General features: G+C 70.0%; 9 protein-coding genes. 7 read left to right on the top strand and 2 right to left on the bottom strand.

The features are described 5' to 3' along the window. Window position 1: 1 nt before the first annotated feature. From BFF78_RS11310 to BFF78_RS11295, 4 genes are read left to right on the top strand one after another with little or no spacing between them, the layout of a single operon-like run. Complete coding sequence (locus BFF78_RS11310) at window positions 2–7,780, top strand: non-ribosomal peptide synthetase (protein WP_069778198.1); 7,779 nt, start codon at window positions 2–4, stop codon at window positions 7,778–7,780. 5 nt (window positions 7,781–7,785) lie between these two features. Beyond that, entirely contained in the window at window positions 7,786–12,750 is a 4,965-nt protein-coding gene (locus BFF78_RS11305) for a non-ribosomal peptide synthetase (protein ID WP_227025813.1), read from the top strand. After that, window positions 12,747–13,466: a thioesterase II family protein gene (locus tag BFF78_RS11300; protein WP_069778196.1), complete on the top strand. Its 720-nt coding sequence runs from the start codon at window positions 12,747–12,749 to the stop codon at window positions 13,464–13,466. The genes BFF78_RS11305 and BFF78_RS11300 overlap by 4 nt, the downstream gene beginning before the upstream one ends. 35 nt (window positions 13,467–13,501) lie before the next feature. After that, a complete protein-coding gene (locus BFF78_RS11295; protein ID WP_079161265.1) occupies window positions 13,502–14,785 on the top strand; it encodes a cytochrome P450 family protein in 1,284 nt (427 codons plus the stop codon). A 117-nt stretch (window positions 14,786–14,902) separates the two neighbouring features. On the opposite strand, the gene BFF78_RS11290 is transcribed toward BFF78_RS11295, so the two are convergent. Continuing rightward, window positions 14,903–15,829, bottom strand: a complete 927-nt coding sequence (locus BFF78_RS11290) for a phytanoyl-CoA dioxygenase family protein (RefSeq protein WP_069778195.1) — start codon at window positions 15,827–15,829, stop codon at window positions 14,903–14,905. Between the two features lie 62 nt (window positions 15,830–15,891). Further along, window positions 15,892–16,728: a putative nonproteinogenic amino acid hydroxylase gene (locus BFF78_RS11285; protein WP_159032989.1), complete on the bottom strand. Its 837-nt coding sequence runs from the start codon at window positions 16,726–16,728 to the stop codon at window positions 15,892–15,894. A 479-nt stretch (window positions 16,729–17,207) separates the two neighbouring features. On the opposite strand from BFF78_RS11285, the gene BFF78_RS11280 reads away from it, so the two are divergent. From BFF78_RS11280 to BFF78_RS11270, 3 genes are read left to right on the top strand one after another with little or no spacing between them, the layout of a single operon-like run. After that, window positions 17,208–17,438: a phosphopantetheine-binding protein gene (locus BFF78_RS11280; protein WP_227025812.1), complete on the top strand. Its 231-nt coding sequence runs from the start codon at window positions 17,208–17,210 to the stop codon at window positions 17,436–17,438. After that, the gene (locus BFF78_RS11275; RefSeq protein WP_069778192.1) at window positions 17,435–18,685 is read left to right on the top strand and encodes a cytochrome P450; all 1,251 of its coding nucleotides are present in this window, start codon (window positions 17,435–17,437) and stop codon (window positions 18,683–18,685) included. Before BFF78_RS11280 ends, BFF78_RS11275 begins: the two co-directional genes overlap by 4 nt. Next, window positions 18,682–19,419, top strand: coding sequence for a thioesterase II family protein (locus tag BFF78_RS11270; RefSeq protein WP_069778191.1), 738 nt, complete (start codon window positions 18,682–18,684; stop codon window positions 19,417–19,419). Before BFF78_RS11275 ends, BFF78_RS11270 begins: the two co-directional genes overlap by 4 nt. The last annotated feature ends 31 nt before the right edge of the window (window positions 19,420–19,450 follow it).

Genomic DNA, 19,450 nt, shown 5'->3' with positions numbered 1-19,450 from the left:
GATGATTCCGTTGTCGTTCGCCCAGCGCCGGATGTGGTTCCTCCACCGCCTGGAAGGCCCTTCCGCGACCTACAACGTCCCGTTCGTCCTGCGCCTGGACGGGCCACTGGACACGGCGGCCCTGACCGCGGCGGTGGCGGACGTCACCACCCGGCACGAGAGTCTGCGTACCCTGATCGTGGAGGACACGGACGGCACGCCGGAGCAGCGGGTCCTGCCGCCGGAGGAGGCAGTCCCCGCGGTCCCGGTGGTCGACGTGGCCGCGGACGGGGTGGACGCCGCGATGCACGCGTTCGCGGGCGAGGTCTTCGACCTGGACACCGAGCTTCCCTTTCGGCTGATCGTTCTCCGGGTCGCTCCGCAGGAGCACGTCGTGGTGTTCCTGTTCCACCACATCGCCGCCGACGGGGCGTCGATGGCGCCGTTCCTCCGCGATCTGGTCTCGGCGTACACCGCCCGCCGCCAGGGGAGTGCGCCGGCCTGGACGCCGCTTCCGGTGCAGTACAAGGACTACACGCTGTGGCAGCGGCAACTGCTGGGCGACGAGTCCGATCCGGAGAGCATCGCCGCCGAACAGCGGGACTACTGGAGCCGGGAGCTGGCCGGGGTGCCGCAGCCGGTGCAGCTGCCGCTGGACCGGCCCCGGCCGACGGTGGCCGGCCACCGCGGCGGCCACGTCGACTTCGAGCTGGAACCCGAACTGGTCGCCCGCATGGGCAAGCTGGCCGCGGACCGCGGTGCCACGCCGCCGATGGTCGCCCAGACCGTGCTCGCGGTGCTCCTGCACCACCTCGGCGCCGGGAACGACCTGACGATCGGCAGCCCCATCGAGGGGCGCGCCGACGAGCAGCTCGACGGCCTGATCGGGTTCTTCGCCAACACCTGGGTGCTGCGGGTCGTCCTGTCGGGCAACCCGACGTTCGGCGATCTGCTGGAGCAGGTACGGGACAGAGCCCTCGCCGCGTACGACAACCAGGACGTTCCGTTCGAGCACCTGGTGGAGATGCTCGCCCCGGACCGCACCACCTCCTACCAGCCGTTGTTCCAGGTGATGCTGGCCTGGCAGTTCGCGTGGTCGGAGATCGAGATTCCGGGTCTGCGCGTCACCCCCGTCCCGGTGGGCACCGACACCGCGAAGTTCGACCTGTTCTTCAACATCATCCCGGGCAGGTCCGGGCGTGCCCACGGACGGCTGGAGTACGCGACGGACCTGTTCGACCACTCCACGGCACAGAGCCTCGTCGACCGCTACGTGCGAGTGCTGCGGCAGTTGGTCGCCGACCCCGGCACGCGGCTCGGCGCGGTGCAGGTGCTCACCGATGCCGAGCGGGACTGGCTGGCCCGGTTGAACGAGACCGAGGTGCCGGTGCGGGAGTCGACGCTGCCGGAACTCGTCACCGCACAGGCGATGCGGACCCCGCAGGCCACAGCGGTGGTGGCCGGGGAAACCGAGTTGTCGTACCGGGAGTTGAACACCCGCGCCGACCGACTCGCCGCCCTGCTGCGCGGACGCGGGGTCGGGCCGGAGGTGCTGGTGGCCGTGGCACTGCCACGCTCGGCGGACCTGGTCGTCGCGCTGCTCGGCGTGCTCAAGGCGGGCGGCGCCTACCTGCCGATCGACCCCGACCACCCGGCCGCCCGGATCGACCTGCTGCTCAGCACGGCCGGACCCGCCCTGGTACTGACGGACCGGGACACGGCCGCAGCGCTGCCCGAGCGTCAGGCACCGGTCCTCCACCTGGACGATCTGAACCTCGGAGATCCCGACCACCCCGTCGCCGAGGCCCCGGACCTCCGTGCCGGGCCGGACAACCTGGCGTACGTGATGTTCACCTCGGGATCGACCGGGACTCCCAAGGGTGTCGCCCTCCCGCACGCCACCGTGGCCAACGGCGTGCTCGCCTCACGGCGGTTCGCACAGGCCGAGCCCGGATCCCGTCTGCTCGCCGCGGCCTCGGTGAACTTCGACGTCTCCGTGTTCGAGATATTCACCGCGCTCGCCGCCGGCGCGAGTGTCGAGATCGTCCGCAACGTACTGGAGCTCGCCGAACGCAGCAGCTGGTCGGGCACCACCGTCTGCGCGCTCCCGAGGGCGTTCTCCGCACTGCTCGACCCCATCGTCGCCAAGAGCCCGGGCGCCCTCGAACTCGACTTCAAGACCGCGATCCTCGGCGGCGAGGTCCTCTCGGGCGATCTGGTGCGCAAGGTCCACCGGGCCTTCCCGGACGCCCGTGTCGTCCACGCCTACGGGCAGACCGAGAGCTTCTACGTCTCTTCCTTCGCGGTCCCGCGGGAGCCGGCCGAAACCGGCGCCCTGCCGATCGGACGGCCACTCGCCAACGTCCGCACGTACGTCCTGGGACCGGAGCTGACGCCCGTCCCGCCCGGCGTGATCGGGGAACTGTATGTCGCCGGTCCGCTTGCCCGCGGCTACTACGAGAACGGCCGGGCGACCGCGGAACGCTTCGTCGCCTGTCCCTTCGGGCCGGCCGGCGCACGCATGTACCGCACCGGTGACCTGGCCCGGTGGGACCGGAACGGTCAGCTGAAGTACGAGGGGAGAGCCGACACCCAGGTCAAGGTGAACGGCATGCGGGTCGAGCCGAACGAGATCGAGAGGGTCCTCGCCCAGCACCCCTCGGTCGGCCAGGCGGTGGTCACGGCCTGCGCGGACCACGCCGGCAGCACGCGACTCGTCGGTTATGTGACGCCGGTCGGCACCCAGGACGAGGAGGCCGCCCCGGGCGCCGGCGTCTCGGTGCCGGAGCTGCGGCGGTTCATGGGCGAGCGGCTGCCGTCCTACATGGTGCCCGCCCTGCTCGTGGTGCTGGACCGGCTGCCGTTGACCGCGAGCGGGAAGCTGGACCGGGCCGCGCTGCCCGAACCGCGGTTCGCCGCCGCCGAGTACCGGGCGCCCCGCAGCGAGGTGGAGCGGATCCTGGCCGAGGTGTACGCCGACGTGCTCGATGCCCCGCAGGTGGGCGTGGACGACGACTTCTTCGCCGGCGGCGGGGACAGCATCCGCTCCATCCAGGTCGTCGCGCGGGCCCGGACACGCGGCGTCGTGGTGAGCACCCGGGAGATCTTCGAGCACCGCACGGTCGCCCGGCTCGCGGAACTGGTAGAGGGACGGGAGGAGGAACGTCCGGCCCTGGCCGAGCTGCCGGGGGGCGGCATCGGATGGGCTCCCCTGCCGCCGACGGCGGCCCACGTGCTCGCGCTCGGCGGTGACATCGGCCGGCTGTGCATGTCCGCGCTGCTGACCCTGCCGGAGGACATCGACCGTGCGGGGCTGTGCGCGACCTTGCGGGCCGTGGTGGCACGGCACGACGTGCTGCGTGCCCGGCTCGACCGGAGGCGGCCCGGCTTGTGGATCGAGCCGCACGGCAGCGTGGACGTCGACGCACTGCTGCGGGAGGTTCCCCACGACGACGCCGATGTGCAGGCCGAGCTGGACGCGGCCGCGGACCGCCTGGACCCTGACGCGGGCGTCATGGCGCAGTTTGTGTGGTTTACCTCCGTCACCGGCGCGGGCCGGTTGCTGATCGTGCTGCACCACCTGGTCGTCGACGGGGTGTCGTGGCGGATTCTCGTCCCGGACCTCGCCTCGGCCTGGCAGTTGGTCCGGGACGGCCGTGCGCCGGCGCTCCCGGGGACGGGCACCTCACTGCGCCGGTGGGCGCACGCCCTGGCCGACGAGGCCACGGCCCCGCAGCGGGTGGCCGAACTGCCCCTCTGGCAGCGGATCCTGATCGAGGACGAGCCGGTGCTGGGTGCACGGGAACTGAACCGCACGCGTGACGTCGCGGCCACGGTGGACACGGTCCGCGTCCAGGTGCCGCCGGACATCACGCACATGGTGCTGAACACCGTGCCCGCGGCGTTCCGCGGCGGTGTCGACGACGGGCTGCTGACCGGGCTGGCGCTGGCCCTCGCGCGCTTTCGCCGGCTGCGGGACGTGCCGGGATCCTCGACGCTGGTCCGGCTGGAAGGGCACGGCCGGGAAGAGCACCTGGTGCCCGGCGCGGACCTGTCCGGCACGGTCGGATGGTTCACCGCGATGTTCCCGCTGCGTCTTGATCTGGCCGGCATCGACGTGGCGGACGCGTTCGCCGCCGGACCGGCCGCGGGCCGGGCGATCAAGGCCGTCAAGGAGCAGCTGCGTGCGGTGCCGGACAACGGGATGGGCTACGGCCTGCTGCGCCACCTCAACGCGGAGACCGCCGCCGCGCTGGCCGGACAGCGGGAGCCACAGATCGGATTCAACTACCTCGGCAGGTCCTCGGGTGCGGACCTCCCCGAGGAACTGCGCGGACTGGGTTGGGCCGTGGACACCACCCACGGGGACCTGATCGCCGCGCCGAGCGGGGACATGCCGGTGCCGTCGGCCCTGGAGGTCACCGCCATGGCCACCGCCACACCCCGCGGTGACGAGCTGACCGCCTACTTCGACTTCGCGACCGGCGTGCTCTCCCGCGACGAGGTGAGCGAGTTGGCGGGGCTCTGGGTCGAGGCGCTGACCGCCCTGGCCCGGCATGCCGCGTCACCCGACGCCGGCGGGCTGACCCCGTCGGACGTGCCCCTGGTCGAGGTGGGTCAGCAGGACATCGACGCGTGGGAGGCCCGCTTCGGCCGGCTGGCCGAGGTCTGGCCGGTGACCTCGGTGCAGTCCGGGATCCACTTCCACACGATGCTGGCCGGGGCGTCGTACGACCCCTACCACGTTCAGCTGGTGTTCCGGCTGTCCCGCGAGGCCGACCCGGGGAGGATGCGCCGGGCCGGGCAGGCGCTGCTGGAGCGCCATGCCAGCCTCCGCGCGGCGTTCGTGGGCCGGGCGGGCGGAGACGTCGTGCAGGTGGTGCCCGAGAAGGTGACCCTGCCGTGGCAGTACCTCGACCTGACCGGGGTCGCGCAGGAGGAGCGGACCGAGACGTTCGAGCGGTTCCTCGCGCGGGACCGGGCCGCCCACTTCGACGCGGCGAGCCCACCGCTCTTCCGGCTGGCGCTCGCGGTCCTCGAACCGGACCGGCCCGAACTCGTCATGACCGCCCACCACATGCTGTTCGACGGCTGGTCCACGCCCTTGCTGATGCGGGACCTGCTGCTGCTCTACGCCTTTGACGGCGACCCGGCCGCGCTGCCCCCGCCCCGCGACTACGGCGACTTCCTCGCCTGGCTCGCCCGGCAGGACCAGGACGAGGCGGCACGGACGTGGCGGGCCGAACTCGACGGAATCGAGGGGCCGACCCTGCTCGCCCCGCAGGCCGCGGAGGCGGACGACGGCGGCCGCGACCAGGTCGACATCGCGCTCCCGCAGCAGGAGGCGCGCGACCTCTCCCAGCGCGCCTCCGATCTGGGCGTCACCGTCAACAGCCTGGTCCAAGGCGCCTGGGCGCTGCTGCTCGGCCAGCACACCGGCCGCCAGGACGTGGTGTTCGGCGCCACCGTCTCCGGGCGCCCGCCGGCGGTGACGGACGTCGAGTCGATGGTGGGAATGTTCATCAACACCGTTCCCGTACGGGTCACTTACACGCCCGGCGACACCCTCGTCGACGTCCTCACCCGGCTCCAGAGCCGGCAGGCCGCCCTGGTGGCACACCACCACTACGGACTCGCGGAGATCCAGCAGTCCGCCGGCGTGCAGAACCTCTTCGACACGCTGGTCGTCTTCGAGTCCTTCCCCGTCGACTGGGAGGGCCTGAGCGCCGCCAGCGATGCCGCGGACGGGATCGCCTTCGCAGGCTTCCGCCCGTTCGCGGGCAACAACTACCCCCTGTGCCTGACAGCGGCGGCCGAACCGCACCTCCAGCTCGCGATCCAGTACGCGCCGGCCGTCTTCGACCGTGCCACGGTGGAGATGTACGGGCGCCGCCTCGTCCGCATCCTGCGACAGCTGGCGGCCAGCCCGGAATCGAAGGTCGCGCAGCTCGACATCCTGGAGCCGGTCGAACGCGAGCTGATGCTCGGCGAGTTCGGCGCCGCCGCCGCCCCGGCCCCGGACGCCACGATCACCGCGCGCGTCGAGGCGCAGGTGGCGCGGACCCCGGACGCGGTCGCGGTGACCACCGACGGCGAGTCGCTCACGTACGCCGAGCTGGACGCCCGCGCCGAGCGGCTCGCGGTCGAGCTGGCCGGGCGCGGGGTGGGCCCGGAGACCGTGGTGTGCCTGGTCCTGCCGCGCACCGTGAACACGGCCGTGGCCCTCCTGGGCGTGCTCAAGGCGGGCGGGGCCTACCTGCCCGTCGACCCCGCCCACGCCGGTGCCCGCCTCCCGCACGTCCTGCCCGTCGCCCGGCCTCACCTGCTCCTGGTCGACGCCGGTACCCGCGACCTCGTCCCGGCCACGGACATCCCCGTCCTCGTCCTCGACGACGTCGACCTCCACGCCGCCACCGAGGCCACCCCGGCCGCCGTGGTGACCACGACACGGCTGGCGGCCCGCCCCGGAAACCTCGCCTACGTCGTCTACACGTCCGGCTCGACCGGTGTGCCCAAGGGGGTGAGTGTCACCCATGCCACCGTCGTCAACGCCGTGGACGCCCTGGTCGCGCACGCTGGAGCGGCATCGGGCCGGCGGGTGCTGCTCGCCGCCTCGTTCGGCTTCGACGTCGCCACCTTCGAGCTGTTCTCGGCGCTCACCACGGGGGGCAGCGCCGAGATCGTGCGCGACGTGCTGGAACTGGCCGAACGCGACACCTGGGACGTCGACGTCATCTGCTCGGTGCCGTCGGCCTTCGCCGAACTCGTCGACCAGCTCCGCGACCGCATCCGGCCCCTGGCACTGAACATCTCCGGGGAGGTGCTGACCCCGGCCCTGGCGGACCGGGTGCGCGAGCTGTGGCCGCAGGCCCGCGTCATCAACAGCTACGGCCCCAGCGAGACGTTCTACGCCACCGCCCACCTCCTGCACACCGACCGGCCGTACGCCCCCGACGTCCCCATCGGCCGTCCCTTTCCCGGCGTACGCGCGTACGTCCTCGGCCCCGGCCTGGCGCTGCTGCCCCCGGGCACACCGGGCGAGCTCTATCTGGCCGGTGCCGGACGCGGCTACCAGGGTCAGCCCGCCCTGACCGCCGACCGCTTCGTCCCCGACCCCTACGGGCCTCCCGGCTCCCGCATGTACCGCACGGGCGACCTGGCGAGCCTCACCCCCGACGGGGAGCTGCACCACCTGGGCCGTATCGACACCCAGGTCAAGATCCGCGGTTTCCGCATCGAACCCGGCGAGGTCGAAGCCGCACTCACCGCCCATCCCCACATCACCCAGGCCGCGGTCGTGGCCCGGCAGGCGGGCGACACTCCCTACCTGGCCGCCTATCTCGTGCCTGTCCACGGCGAGAAGGTCCCGGAACCGGCCGACCTGCGCGACCACCTGGCCGACCGGCTGCCCGACTACATGGTGCCCGCCGCCTACGTACCGCTCGACCGGCTGCCCCTGTCCCCCAACGGCAAGCTCGACCACGAGGCCCTGCCCATCCCCGATCTCACTCCCACCACGCCGTTCCGCGCGCCCCGCACCGCCCGCGAGGAGGCCCTGGCCAGGCTGTTCGCCGAGGTGCTCGGCGTGGACCGGGTGGGCGTGGACGACGGCTTCTTCGCGCTCGGCGGGCACTCCCTGCTCGCCACCCGGCTGATCACCCGAGCCCGCGCCGAGATGGGGATCGAGATACCCATCCGCAAGATCTTCGACCTGCCGACCGTGTCCGCGCTCGCCGCGTGGTCGGAGGAATCGGATGTCCCCCTTCGTCCCAGCCTGCGCAAGATGCTCGTAGAGGAGTGAGACCATTGATTCCGCTCTCGTACGCACAACGCCGTATGTGGGTCACGAACCAGCTGGAGGGAGGGGCGGAGACCTACAACATCTCCCCGACGTTCCGGCTGACCGGGCCGCTGGACCAGGACGCCCTCGTCGCGGCGATCCGCGACGTGGTCGGTCGGCACGAGATCCTGCGCACCACGTATGTCACGGACGACGACGACGAGCCCCACCAGTGGATCCTGCCGATGGCGGAGGGACTGGTGCAGGTGCCGGTGGTCGACGTGGCGCCGGAGGACCTGTCCGGCGCGGTCGACGAGGTCATCGCGCACCATTTCGACCTGGCGTCCGAAATCCCGTTGCGCGCCAGCCTGTTCCGCCTGTCCCCGCAGGAACACGTCCTGGTCCTGGTCATCCACCACATCGCCTCGGACGGCGTCTCGGGCGGGCCGCTGGTACGGGACCTGACCACCGCCTACACCGCACGCCGGGACGGTCGGGCGCCGGCGTGGGAGCCGCTGGCCGTGCAGTACAAGGACTACGCGCTGTGGCAGCGCGAGCTGCTCGGCGACCCTGCGGACCCGGGCAGTCTGGCCGCGGCGCAGGCCGAGTACTGGCGGACGGAGCTGGCCGGGGTACCGCAGCCGCTGAGCCTGCCCTTGGACCGCCCGCGGCCCGCCGAGAGAAGTCTGCACGGCGACAAGGTGGACTTCGAGGTGGAAGCGGAGGTGGCGTCCGGACTGCAGACGCTGGCCGACGAGCGCGGGATGACCATGTCGATGGTCCTGCAAGCCGCGCTGGCGGTGCTGCTGCGCAAGCTCGGTGCCGAGGAGGACGTCACGATCGGCAACCCGATCGCCGGGCGGACCGACGAAGCGCTCGCCGATCTGGTCGGGGTCTTCGTCAACACCCAGGTGCTGCGGGTGGACCTCTCCGGTGACCCGTCGTTCGCCGACCTGCTCGCGCAGGTGCGGGACAAGGCGCTGGCTGCCTACGAACACCAGGACGTGCCGTTCGAGATGCTGGTCGAGTTGATCAACCCCGACCGCTCCGCGGCGTACCAGCCGCTGTTCCAGGTGACGTTCGCCTGGCAGAACTTCGAGAAGCAGGACTTCGAACTCGCCGGACTCAAGGTGGAGTTCGAGCAGCACCTCGTTTCGGCCGCCATGTTCGACCTGCTCTTCAGCATGGCCCAGGACGAGTCGGGGGCGCTGCGGGGCGACCTCATGTACGCGACCCAGCTGTTCGACCGGGACACGGTCGAGGCCATCACCGCTCGGTTCACGCGTCTTCTGAAGCAGCTGGCCGCCGACCCCGAGTCACCGGTCAGCGCCGTCGACGTACTGTCGGCGCAGGAGCGGGAGTGGCTGGTACGGGGGGTCAACGACACCGCGCGTCCGGTGGCCGCGGAGACCTTGCCGGATGCGTTCGAGGCCCAGGTGGAACGGGAACCGGACCGGGTCGCGGTGATCGGCGAACAGGAGACACTCACCTACCGGGAGTTCAACCGCCGTGCCAACCAGCTGGCGCACTGGCTGGTCGAACGCGGTGCGGGCCCGGAGCGGATCGTCGCGGTGCGCATCCCGCGTTCGGTCGAGCTGATGGTGGCGATCTACGCGGTGGCCAAGGCGGGTGCGGCCTATCTGCCGGTGGACACCGAACTGCCCGAGGACCGGGTGCGGCAGCTGCTGGACAGCGCGGAGCCGCTGCTCGTGCTCGACGACGCGCTTCCGGAGGTCTCGGCGTACCCGGAGGTGAATCCGGAACGGACGCTGTCGCCGGACAACGCCGCCTACGTGATGTACACCTCCGGTTCCACCGGCGGCCCCAAGGGGGTACAGGTGGCGCACCGGTCGATCATGAACCGGGTGAAGTGGGGGCTGGCACACTTCGATGTCGACGGCGAGGACCGGGTGCTGCTGAGCACCTCGGCGAGCTTCGATGCGTCGGTGCCGGAGCTGTTCGCCCCCTTGCAGGTGGGTGCTGCCGTGGTGGTCGCCCGCCCGGACGGACGCAAGGATCCGGAGTACCTGGCCAAGCTGATCCAGCGGGAGCAGGTGACCGGCGCGGACTTCGTGCCTTCCCTGCTGGAGGCGTTCGTCGCCGAGCCCGAAGCGAAGAAGTGCACCAGCCTGCGCTGGATCGAGGTCGCGGCCGAGCCGTTCCTGGCCCCGCTGGCCAACAGGTTCGTCGAGCTGTTGCCCGGCTGCTCGGCGAACAACCTCTACGGCCCCACCGAGGCGACCGTCGAGGTCACGGCGTGGCAGCACGTACCGGGTGCGGACCGAGTGCCGATCGGCGCGCCGATCTGGAACAACCAGGTGTACGTCCTGGACGAGGCGCTGCGTCCGGTCCCGCCCGGCGTCACCGGTGAGCTGTATCTGGCCGGTGCGTGCCTGGCGCGGGGCTACCTCGGGCAGACCGCTCTGACCTCGGAGCGGTTCGTGGCCTGCCCCTACGGTGAGCCGGGCGGCCGGATGTACCGCACCGGGGACGTGGTGCGGTGGAACAAGGACGGCCAGCTCGAGTACATCGGCCGAACCGACTTCCAGGTCAAGATCCGCGGGCTCCGCATCGAGCTGGGCGAGATCGAGCATGTGCTGGCCGGGCATCCCAGCGTGGCGCAGGCGGCGGTGGTGGTGCGCGAGAACCAGCAGGGCGACAAGCGCCTTGTGGCGTACGTGGTACCCGATCCGGACGCCATGGTGGCCGATGCCGGTGCCCAGGTGGATGAATGGCGCCAGGTCCACGACGACACGTATGCCAAATCCGCCGACGAGGCGCTGGGCGAGGACTTCCAGCTGTGGAAGTCGGCCTACGACGGTGAACCGATTCCGCTGGAGCAGATGCTGGAGTGGCGGGAGGCGGCGGTGGCTCAGGTGCTGCGGTTCGCGCCGCGGCGGGTGCTGGAGATCGGTGTGGGCGCCGGCCTGCTGCTGTCGAAGATCGTCGGCGAGGTCGACGAGTACTGGGGCACCGACATCTCGGCCACGGTGGTGGACCGGCTCCGCAAGCAGGTCGAGCAGGCCGGCCACGGTGACCGGGTGCGGCTGAGCGCCCAGGCGGCCGACGACGTCTCCGGGCTTCCCCGGGCCGGATTCGACACAGTGGTGCTCAACTCGGTGGTGCAGTACTTCCCGAGCGTCGAGTACCTGGATCGAGTGCTGCGCGAGGCGATGGAACTCCTCGCACCCGGCGGTCGGCTGATCGTCGGTGACGTCCGCAACGCCGCGACACTCCGGCTTCTGCTGACCGCGGTGCAACGCGCGGCGCGGCCGCACGCCTCGCACGACGAGCTGCGGGCGATGGTGGAGCAGGCCGTGCTCGGCGAGCGGGAGCTGGTGGTCGCCCCGGACTGGTTCGCCACCTGGGCGGCCGACCACGGCGTCGGGGTCGACATCCGGTTGAAGCCGGGGCGGGTGCACAACGAGCTGACCCGGCACCGCTACGAGGTCGTCCTGCACAAGGAGCCGGCCGACGTGCTCGATCTGACCGGGGCGCCCGCGGTGCCGTGGGGCCGGGAGGTGTCCGACCTGGCCGGTCTGCGCGGTTGTGTGCAGCGGGCGGGATCCGGCCCGGTGCGGGTGACCGGGATACCCAACGCGCGGCTGGCGGAGGAGGTCGCCGCGGCGACGTCAGCCGGGGTACTGGGTGCGGCTGCGACCTCCGGCGGGCCGCTCGATCCGGAGGACCTCGCCGAATGGGCGCGGCAGCAGGGCCGGGACGCGGTCATCACCTGGTCGGGAGAGGCCGTCCACGGCTTCGACGCGGTGCTGCTGCCCGAGCGGCGGGCCGTCTCCGGGGGGTTCGTGCCCAGCGATGTGGCCGGACAGATCCGGGCGAACGCCCCGGCACTCGCCACGGCGATCGGCCCGCTGACCGTAGAGCTGCCCGAGTACGTGCGCGGGCGTCTGCCGGACTACATGGTCCCGGCCGCGGTGGTGCCGCTTCCGGAGCTTCCGCTGACCCCGGCCGGCAAGCTGGACAGGCGAGCGCTGCCGGCGGAGTCCACGACCACCACGAGCAGCGGAGAGCCGCGCAACTCCCATGAGAAGAAGCTGTGTTCCCTCTTCGGCGAGTTGCTCGGCGTGGAGAAGGTCGGTATCGACGACGACTTCTTCGTGCTCGGCGGACACTCACTCCTGGCCACCCGGCTCAGTGCCCGCATCCGCAAGCAGTTCGGTGTCGACATGCCCGTCCGGACGATCGTCCGGTACCCCACGGTGGCCGAGCTCGCCGCGCTGCTGCTCGGCAGCGGCATCCCGGACGACCACGTCGACTCGTTCGAGGTCGTGCTGCCCTTGCACAGGGATCCCGGTACCGGGAAGGCGCCGGTGTGGTTCATCCACGGAGGCGGCGGGCTCGGCTGGGCGTATTTCACCTTCGCGCCGTACGTGCGGGACCGGGCGGCCTACGCCCTGCAGTCCCGCGGTTCGGGCGGCAAGGGCACGCTGGCCGGATCGGTGGAGGAGATGATCGACGACTACCTCACCCAGATTCTCGAGACCCAGCCGGAGGGGCCCTACCACCTGGTCGGCTGGTCCTACGGCGCCCCGCTCGCGCACGCCATCGCCGATGCCCTGGACCGCCGCGGGCTCAAGGTCGGCGTCGTGGCGGTCCTGGACTCCAAACCGGCGAGCGGTTTCAGGAACCTGACCGGCACGGTGCCGACGACCTACCGGAAGCACATCGAGGAGTTCTTCGGCCAGTTCATGAACACGGACAACATGGCCGTCTTCCTGGACGCCATGGCGGAGGTGGGGGCCAACAACCTGGCCAGGATGCAGGACTTCTCCCCGCCGGTCTACCGCGGCGACGTGCTGTACTTCAACGCGAAGCTGGACAAGGACGAGGGCTCGTACGGACCCGAATGGCGGCCCTACGTCCTCGGTTCCATCGAGGAGTACGACGTGGACGCCACGCACGACTCCCTGCACATGCCCAAACCGGCGGGCCAGGTCATGAGGGTCATCGCCCGCAAGCTGGCGCTGTGACGAGGGAAGACCGGGACCGGACCGTGCTGCTGTGCGCACCGTTCGCGGGGGCGGGACCTTCGTTCTTCCACCCGTGGCGGGCGCTGTCCGCCGGCCGGTGGCGCGTGGTCCCGGTCGAACTGCCCGGCAGGGAACGGCGGATTCTGGAGACGCCGTACCGGAATGTCGCGGAGGCGGCCAGGAATGCGGTGGACGACATCGTCGCGGACCTCGGCGAAGGGGCGCGGACCGTGCTGTTCGGACACAGTCTGGGCGCGGTGCTCGCCTACGAGCTGGTGCATCTGCTGAGCGCGCGCGACGTGTCCGTGGACCGGCTGGTCGTCAGCGGTTCGCCGGGACCGTGGACACAGCGGGAGCGACGGGCGACGGGCCTTCCGGAGGAGGAGTTCCTCGCCAGGGTCGAGGAGTTCGCGGGGTTCAGACACGAGGCCCTCGACCACCCGGAGATGCGTGAACTCATTCTCCCCGTGCTGCGGGCCGACTGTGAGATGCACGAGAACTACGTTCCGAGCACCGACGAACCAGTGCCGGTGCCGATCTGTTCGATTCGGGGCGGATCCGACGGCCTGGTCGGAGCGGAACAGGCGCAGGAATGGCGGAAAGCGACCACGGGCGGATTCAGCTACGCGGAACTCCCAGGCGACCACATGTACCTGGTCGACCGCGCCCGGGAGGTACTCGATCTGATCGAGCTGGAATGCGCCCGTGAGCGCTAGGGCCCCCGCACTCACCCAGAACGAGAAGCAGAGCCATGGGAGATTCACACCTCATGCCCTCCGACAAGAACCTGAAGGAGACGAAGATGGCCGAACCGGTCGCTAGCCTGCTGGACCCGGAGTTCGAGGACGACCCCGTCGGCGCCTTCGCGCGCCTGCGGGAGATGGCGCCGCTCGTGCGCATCGGGTTCCCCGGTGGGCCGCCGGTCTGGCTGATCACGCGAAGCGAAGAGGTCAAAGCGGCTTTGAACGACCCGCGGCTGGTCGTGGACGCCAGCAACGTGCCGGGCCACCAAGGGCTCAACATAGCCGGACAGATGATCGAGAACCTCGGTGTCCCGGAAGACATCGCGGGTTACCTGGCGAACAGCCTGATGCTCCAGGACGGCAAGAACCACGCCCGGCTGCGGCGCCTCGTGGCGCCCGCGTTCTCCGTCAAGCGCGTCAAGGCACTGCGGCCGCGCATCGAGCAGGTTTCTGCCCGACTCCTGGAGGACCTGGCCCAGAAGGAACACGTCGACCTCGTCCGGGAGTACTCCACACCGCTGACCGGTGCCGTCATCTGTGAGCTCGTCGGAATTGACGAGGCAGACCAGCCGCAGCTGCGGAAATGGATGGACGAGTACGCCAACCCCGACGCCGACTTCGCCAAGAGCACCCGGAGCCTCTTCGACTACGCGAAGAACCTCATCCAGAAGCGCAGGGCCGAGCCGGCGGACGACATGATCTCCACCCTGATGCAGACGGAGGGCGAAGACGGTGACCGGCTCACCGACGCCGAGATAGTCTCGTTGATCGGCGTACTGGTGAACGGCGGATACCACTCCACGGCCCACTTCATCCCGAACGCCGTTCTCACCCTGCTCGACAATCCTGATCAGCTGGCCCTGTTGCGCGCCAAGCCGGAAGCGCTGCCCCATGCCATGGAGGAGTTGATGCGGATCGGGAACCCCATCCCGAGCGCGGGGCCGCGGTACGCCACCGAGGACATGGAGTTCGCCGGGGTCCCCATCTGCAAGGGCGATGCCCTGACGGGCTCCCTTCAGTCCGCCAACTACGACCCACGCGTCTACAGCGACCCCGAACGGTGCGACGTGGAGCGTGTGGTGCCGCAAGGGGGAGCCCACGTCGCCTTCGGTGCCGGCCCGCACCGCTGCGTCGGCGCGGCGCTCGCCAACCTCGAAGGCGAGATAGCCCTCAATCACCTGCTGATCCAGCGCGACACCCTGGAAATCACCGTGAGCCGCCGTCAGTTGAGGTACCGCGAGCTCATTCCCGGTGGCGCCCGGCTGTTCTCCTCGTTTCCCGTGCGTCTGTGAGGAGCTGACGGTGACACGCGCAGGCGCCTCCGAACACGATGAGCTCGGAAGCGCCTGCCGTGCGCATGTGCGGTTGTCCACGAAACCGAGCCGGCCCCGGCCGGGGCGCGGCTGTGATCAGCGCTTCACGGTCCCTGCGCGCAGACGGTCGACCATGTGCCGGGTCGTCTCGATCGGGCTCTCCCGAGGAAGGTCCCGTGAGCGAGGCGGCAATGCCTCGTTGAGCGCGGCCGCTTTGTCGTTCCACTCGTCCTTGCCGGCGAAGGGAATCGTCTCGCCCTCCTGGTAAGCGGGAAACGGACGGTAGCTGTTCAAGCCCTCGGTGTCGGTTCCGCGCACCAGCAGTGGGTCGAGGTACAGCCCCTGACTATGGATCCGGGTGGTCGTCGATATGTAGCCGATGTCGAGACCGCACCGTCGCTTGGCGGAGGTGTTCGCCTCCGAGCAGTGCAGCAGATGGGGATGGTGGATCGAGACATCCCCCGGGTTGAGTTCGATGTCCACGATTCCGCGCTTCTCCGCCCACTCCCGCACCAGGACATCGTCGGAGGTGGAGTACAGCATGTTGGGCACGTCCGTGCGGACCGACGGTTTGTGCAGCGGCAGCTGGTGGCTGCCGGGGATCATCCTCAGGCAGCCGTTCTCCGTGGTGCTCTCGTCGACGGCCAGCCACACCGTCAGCGCCTCCATCGGACTCAGCGTCCAGTACGCCCCGTCCTGGTGCCACAGCACGGGCTGTCCGTCGTACGGGGGCTTGCAGATGTAGTGGGCTGTGAAGCATGCCACGTCCGGACCGAGGAAGAACTCCGCGATGTCCACCAGACGGGGATCCGAGACCAGACGTGCCCAGAAGGCGTCATTGCGGATCAGCGGGTGGTGGAAGTGCTCGGGACGCAGATCCGGATACTTCCGGGTGAGCCACTCGACGTGGGCACGTGCCTCCTCCAGGACATCCTCGGGCACGACGTCTCGGATGATGTAGAAGCCTTGTTCGGCGTATTCCGCCGCAGCCTTTTCCAGAACTACGTCGTCAATTGTGTTCACACGTCAGCCCCTTCTCAGGTGTGCCAGGTACCTGTTCGCTGTCCCCGTCCGTGAGGACGTCCTCACCAGACGAACTCCTCCCCGTAGGTCCGCTTCCCGATGCAGTACGTGCGGTAGGCCTCGGCTTTTGCGACCATGTCGGCGTCCCCGGCGCGACGCGCGGCCTCGACGTACCAGTCGAACGTCGCGGCGGCATGCGCGTGCCGCTCGAAGTGGAGCTCGGCGAAGCGGCGGAAGGCCGACCGCATGGTCGCCGGGGTCCAATTCCGGCCGGATTCCAGGAGTTCTTCGATCTCCGCTTCGGTCGCCTCAGGCCGTTCGATGATGCGGATCGACTCCGTTGCGGGAATGTCGTTGCGGATCTCAACGGGCTCCTCGGCGCCCGAGAAGTCGAGACAGAGGGAGAGCCGGGCGGTGCCGGCGGAGCTGCACGCAGAATGAGGGTCAGTGGTGTGTATCTTCCACACTTCACCGCGGCGGAGGTGATAGACGATGTCATTCTCGGAATGCAGGGATTCCTCGCTGGTACGCAGCGGAATCTGCAACCTGGTGCCTGGCTCGGCGAATTCAAGGAAGTCGACGTGCGGGGTCATGATTCCGTCACGGAGACTGAAGACGCGCACCCACTGCAACCGGTCCAGGGAAAAGTGATCGGTCACCAGGGACATGATGCCGGGCAGCTGCCTGCCCAGCTCAGTGAGGGTCAGGCTGCCGTCGTGCGGGCGGAAGGCGTCGTCGGATTCGACGCCGCTGCCATTGGCCAGCACGTGGGACGACCACGATCCGAAGGTGAGGGCATCATACTCGCCTCCGTAGTCGTGGTGGTCCACCACAGAGAATTCGGAATCGAGATCGTACGAGTCGATGGGTAGCATCGCAAGTCGTTGCGACTTAAGCAACGAAATCTCCTTCAGTACTTGATTGTTCGGCCAGAAGATGCTGAACCTGTCTCCCGGTCGTCACCATAATTCTGCGAAGTTTCGATGGCAACGACACGACTGCCTATGGCCTTGCGTGACCGGGTGTTGGTTCGGACTGATCTGTGCCCGGCCGGAACGGTGCCGGCCCGTGGACGGGTGACATGGACGGTCGAGCCGGGCAGGATCGGAAGAGCCCATTGCTGTCCTGTCGGCGGGACAACCGTTGCCCGGCAAAGTGTCCGCACCGTCATCTCCGGCACGGGGTTCCCCGGACGGCACGATTTCCATCAATATCTCCACCGGACACCGGGGACGGCAGCTGGGTCGGCAATGGCGTGGGCGGGTGTTCCCGGTCGGTGGTGAAGGAAAGGCTGGCAATGGAATTGGAGCCGCGCGGCCACCAGCGAGGTGGACAGGACGAGGCGGCAGAACCACAAGCCGCGCCTTCGAGTGCGCCGGTGTCACTCGTGCACGAGATCGCGGCGCTGTGGCGGGAGTACCTCGACGGTTGCGAGGTCGGGGCGGATGATGACTTCTTCGCGCTGGGCGGCAATTCCCTGATCGGGATCCGGATCATCGACCGTGTGGCCCGGGACTACGGAGTCGAACTGTCCGTGCGCGCCTTCTACCTGGCGCAGACCCCGGCCCGGGTCGCCGAGCTGATCGCCCGGGGGAGGGCACGGACGTGAGGTTGACACCGGGTACCGGCAACGACGTCGACCTCGGCCGCGTCGACCTGTTCGACCTGGATCTCTACACGTCCGGCGATCCGCACGCCGTCTGGGACGTGATGCGGGCGAAGGCGCCCCTGCACCACCAGGTCCTGCCGGACGGCAGGGAGTTCTGGTCGGTGACTCGATACGACGACGTGTGCCGCGTGCTCGGCGACCACCGGGAGTTCACCTCGGAGCGCGGCACGGTGGTCACCCACCTCGGGGTGGACGACGTCGCGGCGGGCAAGCTGATGACGTCCACCGATCCGCCGCGACACACCGAGGTCCGCAGGGCGATCGGCGCCAGACTCACCGCGCGGTCCGTGTCGTCCTGGCGGGACCGGATCCGGCGAGCGATCGTGGCCTTCCTCGAACCGGCGCTCGACGGCGGCCCTTTCGACCTCGCCGAGCAGGCGCTGCTCCTCCCGGCGATCGTCACGGGCCCGATCCTGGGGATCCCGGAGCGGGACTGGGGCGAACTCGTGCAGCTGACCGCGATGGTGACGGCACCCTCGGACCCGCACTTCCGGCACGGCAGCGAGGCCGCGACGCTGGCCATCTCGCACCACGAACTCGTCACCTACGTCACCGACTGGGTCAAACGGCGCAGGCACACCGGAGGCGAGGACGGGAGCCTGCTCGACCATCTCATGAGCGTCCGCGCGGGAGACGCGCCGCTGACCGACGAGGAGATCGCCCTCGACGGCTACAGCATTCTCCTGGGCGCCAACGTGACGACGCCGCACACCGTCTCGGGCATGGTGCACGCGCTCATCGAGCGGCCCGAGCAGTTCGGGAAGGCGCATGCCGACCCCTCGCTGGTCCCGAACATGGTCGAGGAAGGGCTGCGCTGGACATCGGCCGCGTGCAACTTCATGCGGTACGCGGTGCACGACACCCGGATCGGCCAGGGCACGGTCCCGGCCGGCGGGGCGGTTGTGGCCTGGATCGGGTCGGCCAACCGGGACGAGTCCCAGTTCCCCGACCCGCATGAGTTCGACATCACCCGGAGCGGCGCGAAGCGCCAGGTCGCGTTCGGGTTCGGGCCGCACTTCTGCGTCGGGGCACCGCTGGCCCGGCTCACGCTGCGCATCTTCTTCGAGGAACTGCTCCAGCGGTTCGGATCGATCGAGCTCGCCGGCGAACCGCAGCACCTGCGGTCGTACTTCATCGCCGGGATGACCCACCTCCCCATCGTCGCCAGGAAACGAAAGACGCCATGACATCCGGCTCCACCGGCTCCACCTCGCCGTGGTTCGTCCGTCCGCCGTCCGCCGACCACGCCGCCCGGATCTTCTGCTTCCCCTTCTCCGGGGCCGGGGCTTCGGCCTTCAGCGCCTGGCCGGCCGTGCTCGACGACATCGAGGTCTGCCCGGTGCAGTTCCCCGGCCGCGAGAACCGGCTGGCCCATCCCCACTACGGCACCTACGAGAACCTTGCCGCGGACCTGGTCCCCGCCCTGGTGCCGCTGCTCGATCGGCCGTTCGCGTTCTTCGCGCACTGCGCGGGCGCGCTGCCCGCGTTCGAGACCGTGGTCCGGCTCACCGACCTGGGCCTGCCCGGTCCGGACTGCCTCTTCGTGTCGGGCCAGCCGGCACCGCACGACGCCTCACGCGATCCGATGCTCACCATGTCCGAACCCGAACTGCGCGCCGAGGTGGAATCGTTCATCCGCAGCCGGGGGATCGAGCCACGGCCGGACATGATCGACCTGGGCCTGGCCGTGCTGCTCCGTGATCACGCCGCCGCGGGTGCGTACCGGCGGGCGGAGCCGGTCGCCGTGCGCTGCCCCGTCGTCGTACTGCACTGGCGCGACGACCCCGGCGTGAGCCTCGACGACCTTGCGGCGTGGCGTCGGTACTCGGACGCGGTCGACATCCGGGTGGTCGACGGCGGCCACTACGACTTCATGGACGCGCCGGAGGAGCTGCTGAAGCTGCTGACCTCCTGGCGGTGAGGACGATGCAGCCCGGCAGCGCCGTGCGCCG

The organism is Streptomyces fodineus (assembly GCF_001735805.1).
Classification (GTDB): domain Bacteria; phylum Actinomycetota; class Actinomycetes; order Streptomycetales; family Streptomycetaceae; genus Streptomyces; species Streptomyces fodineus.
The sequence above is the reverse complement of the archived record's forward strand: the minus strand, read 5'-3'. Positions and strand labels throughout refer to the sequence as shown.

What these genes read in the sequence shown, in the direction of transcription:
- BFF78_RS11310 (WP_069778198.1), top strand. Translation starts at nt 2, where the DNA reads ATGATTCCGTTGTCGTTCGCCCAGCGCCGGATGTGGTTCCTCCACCGC.
- BFF78_RS11295 (WP_079161265.1), top strand. Translation starts at nt 13,502, where the DNA reads ATGGGAGATTCACACCTCATGCCCTCCGACAAGAACCTGAAGGAGACG.
- BFF78_RS11270 (WP_069778191.1), top strand. Translation starts at nt 18,682, where the DNA reads ATGACATCCGGCTCCACCGGCTCCACCTCGCCGTGGTTCGTCCGTCCG.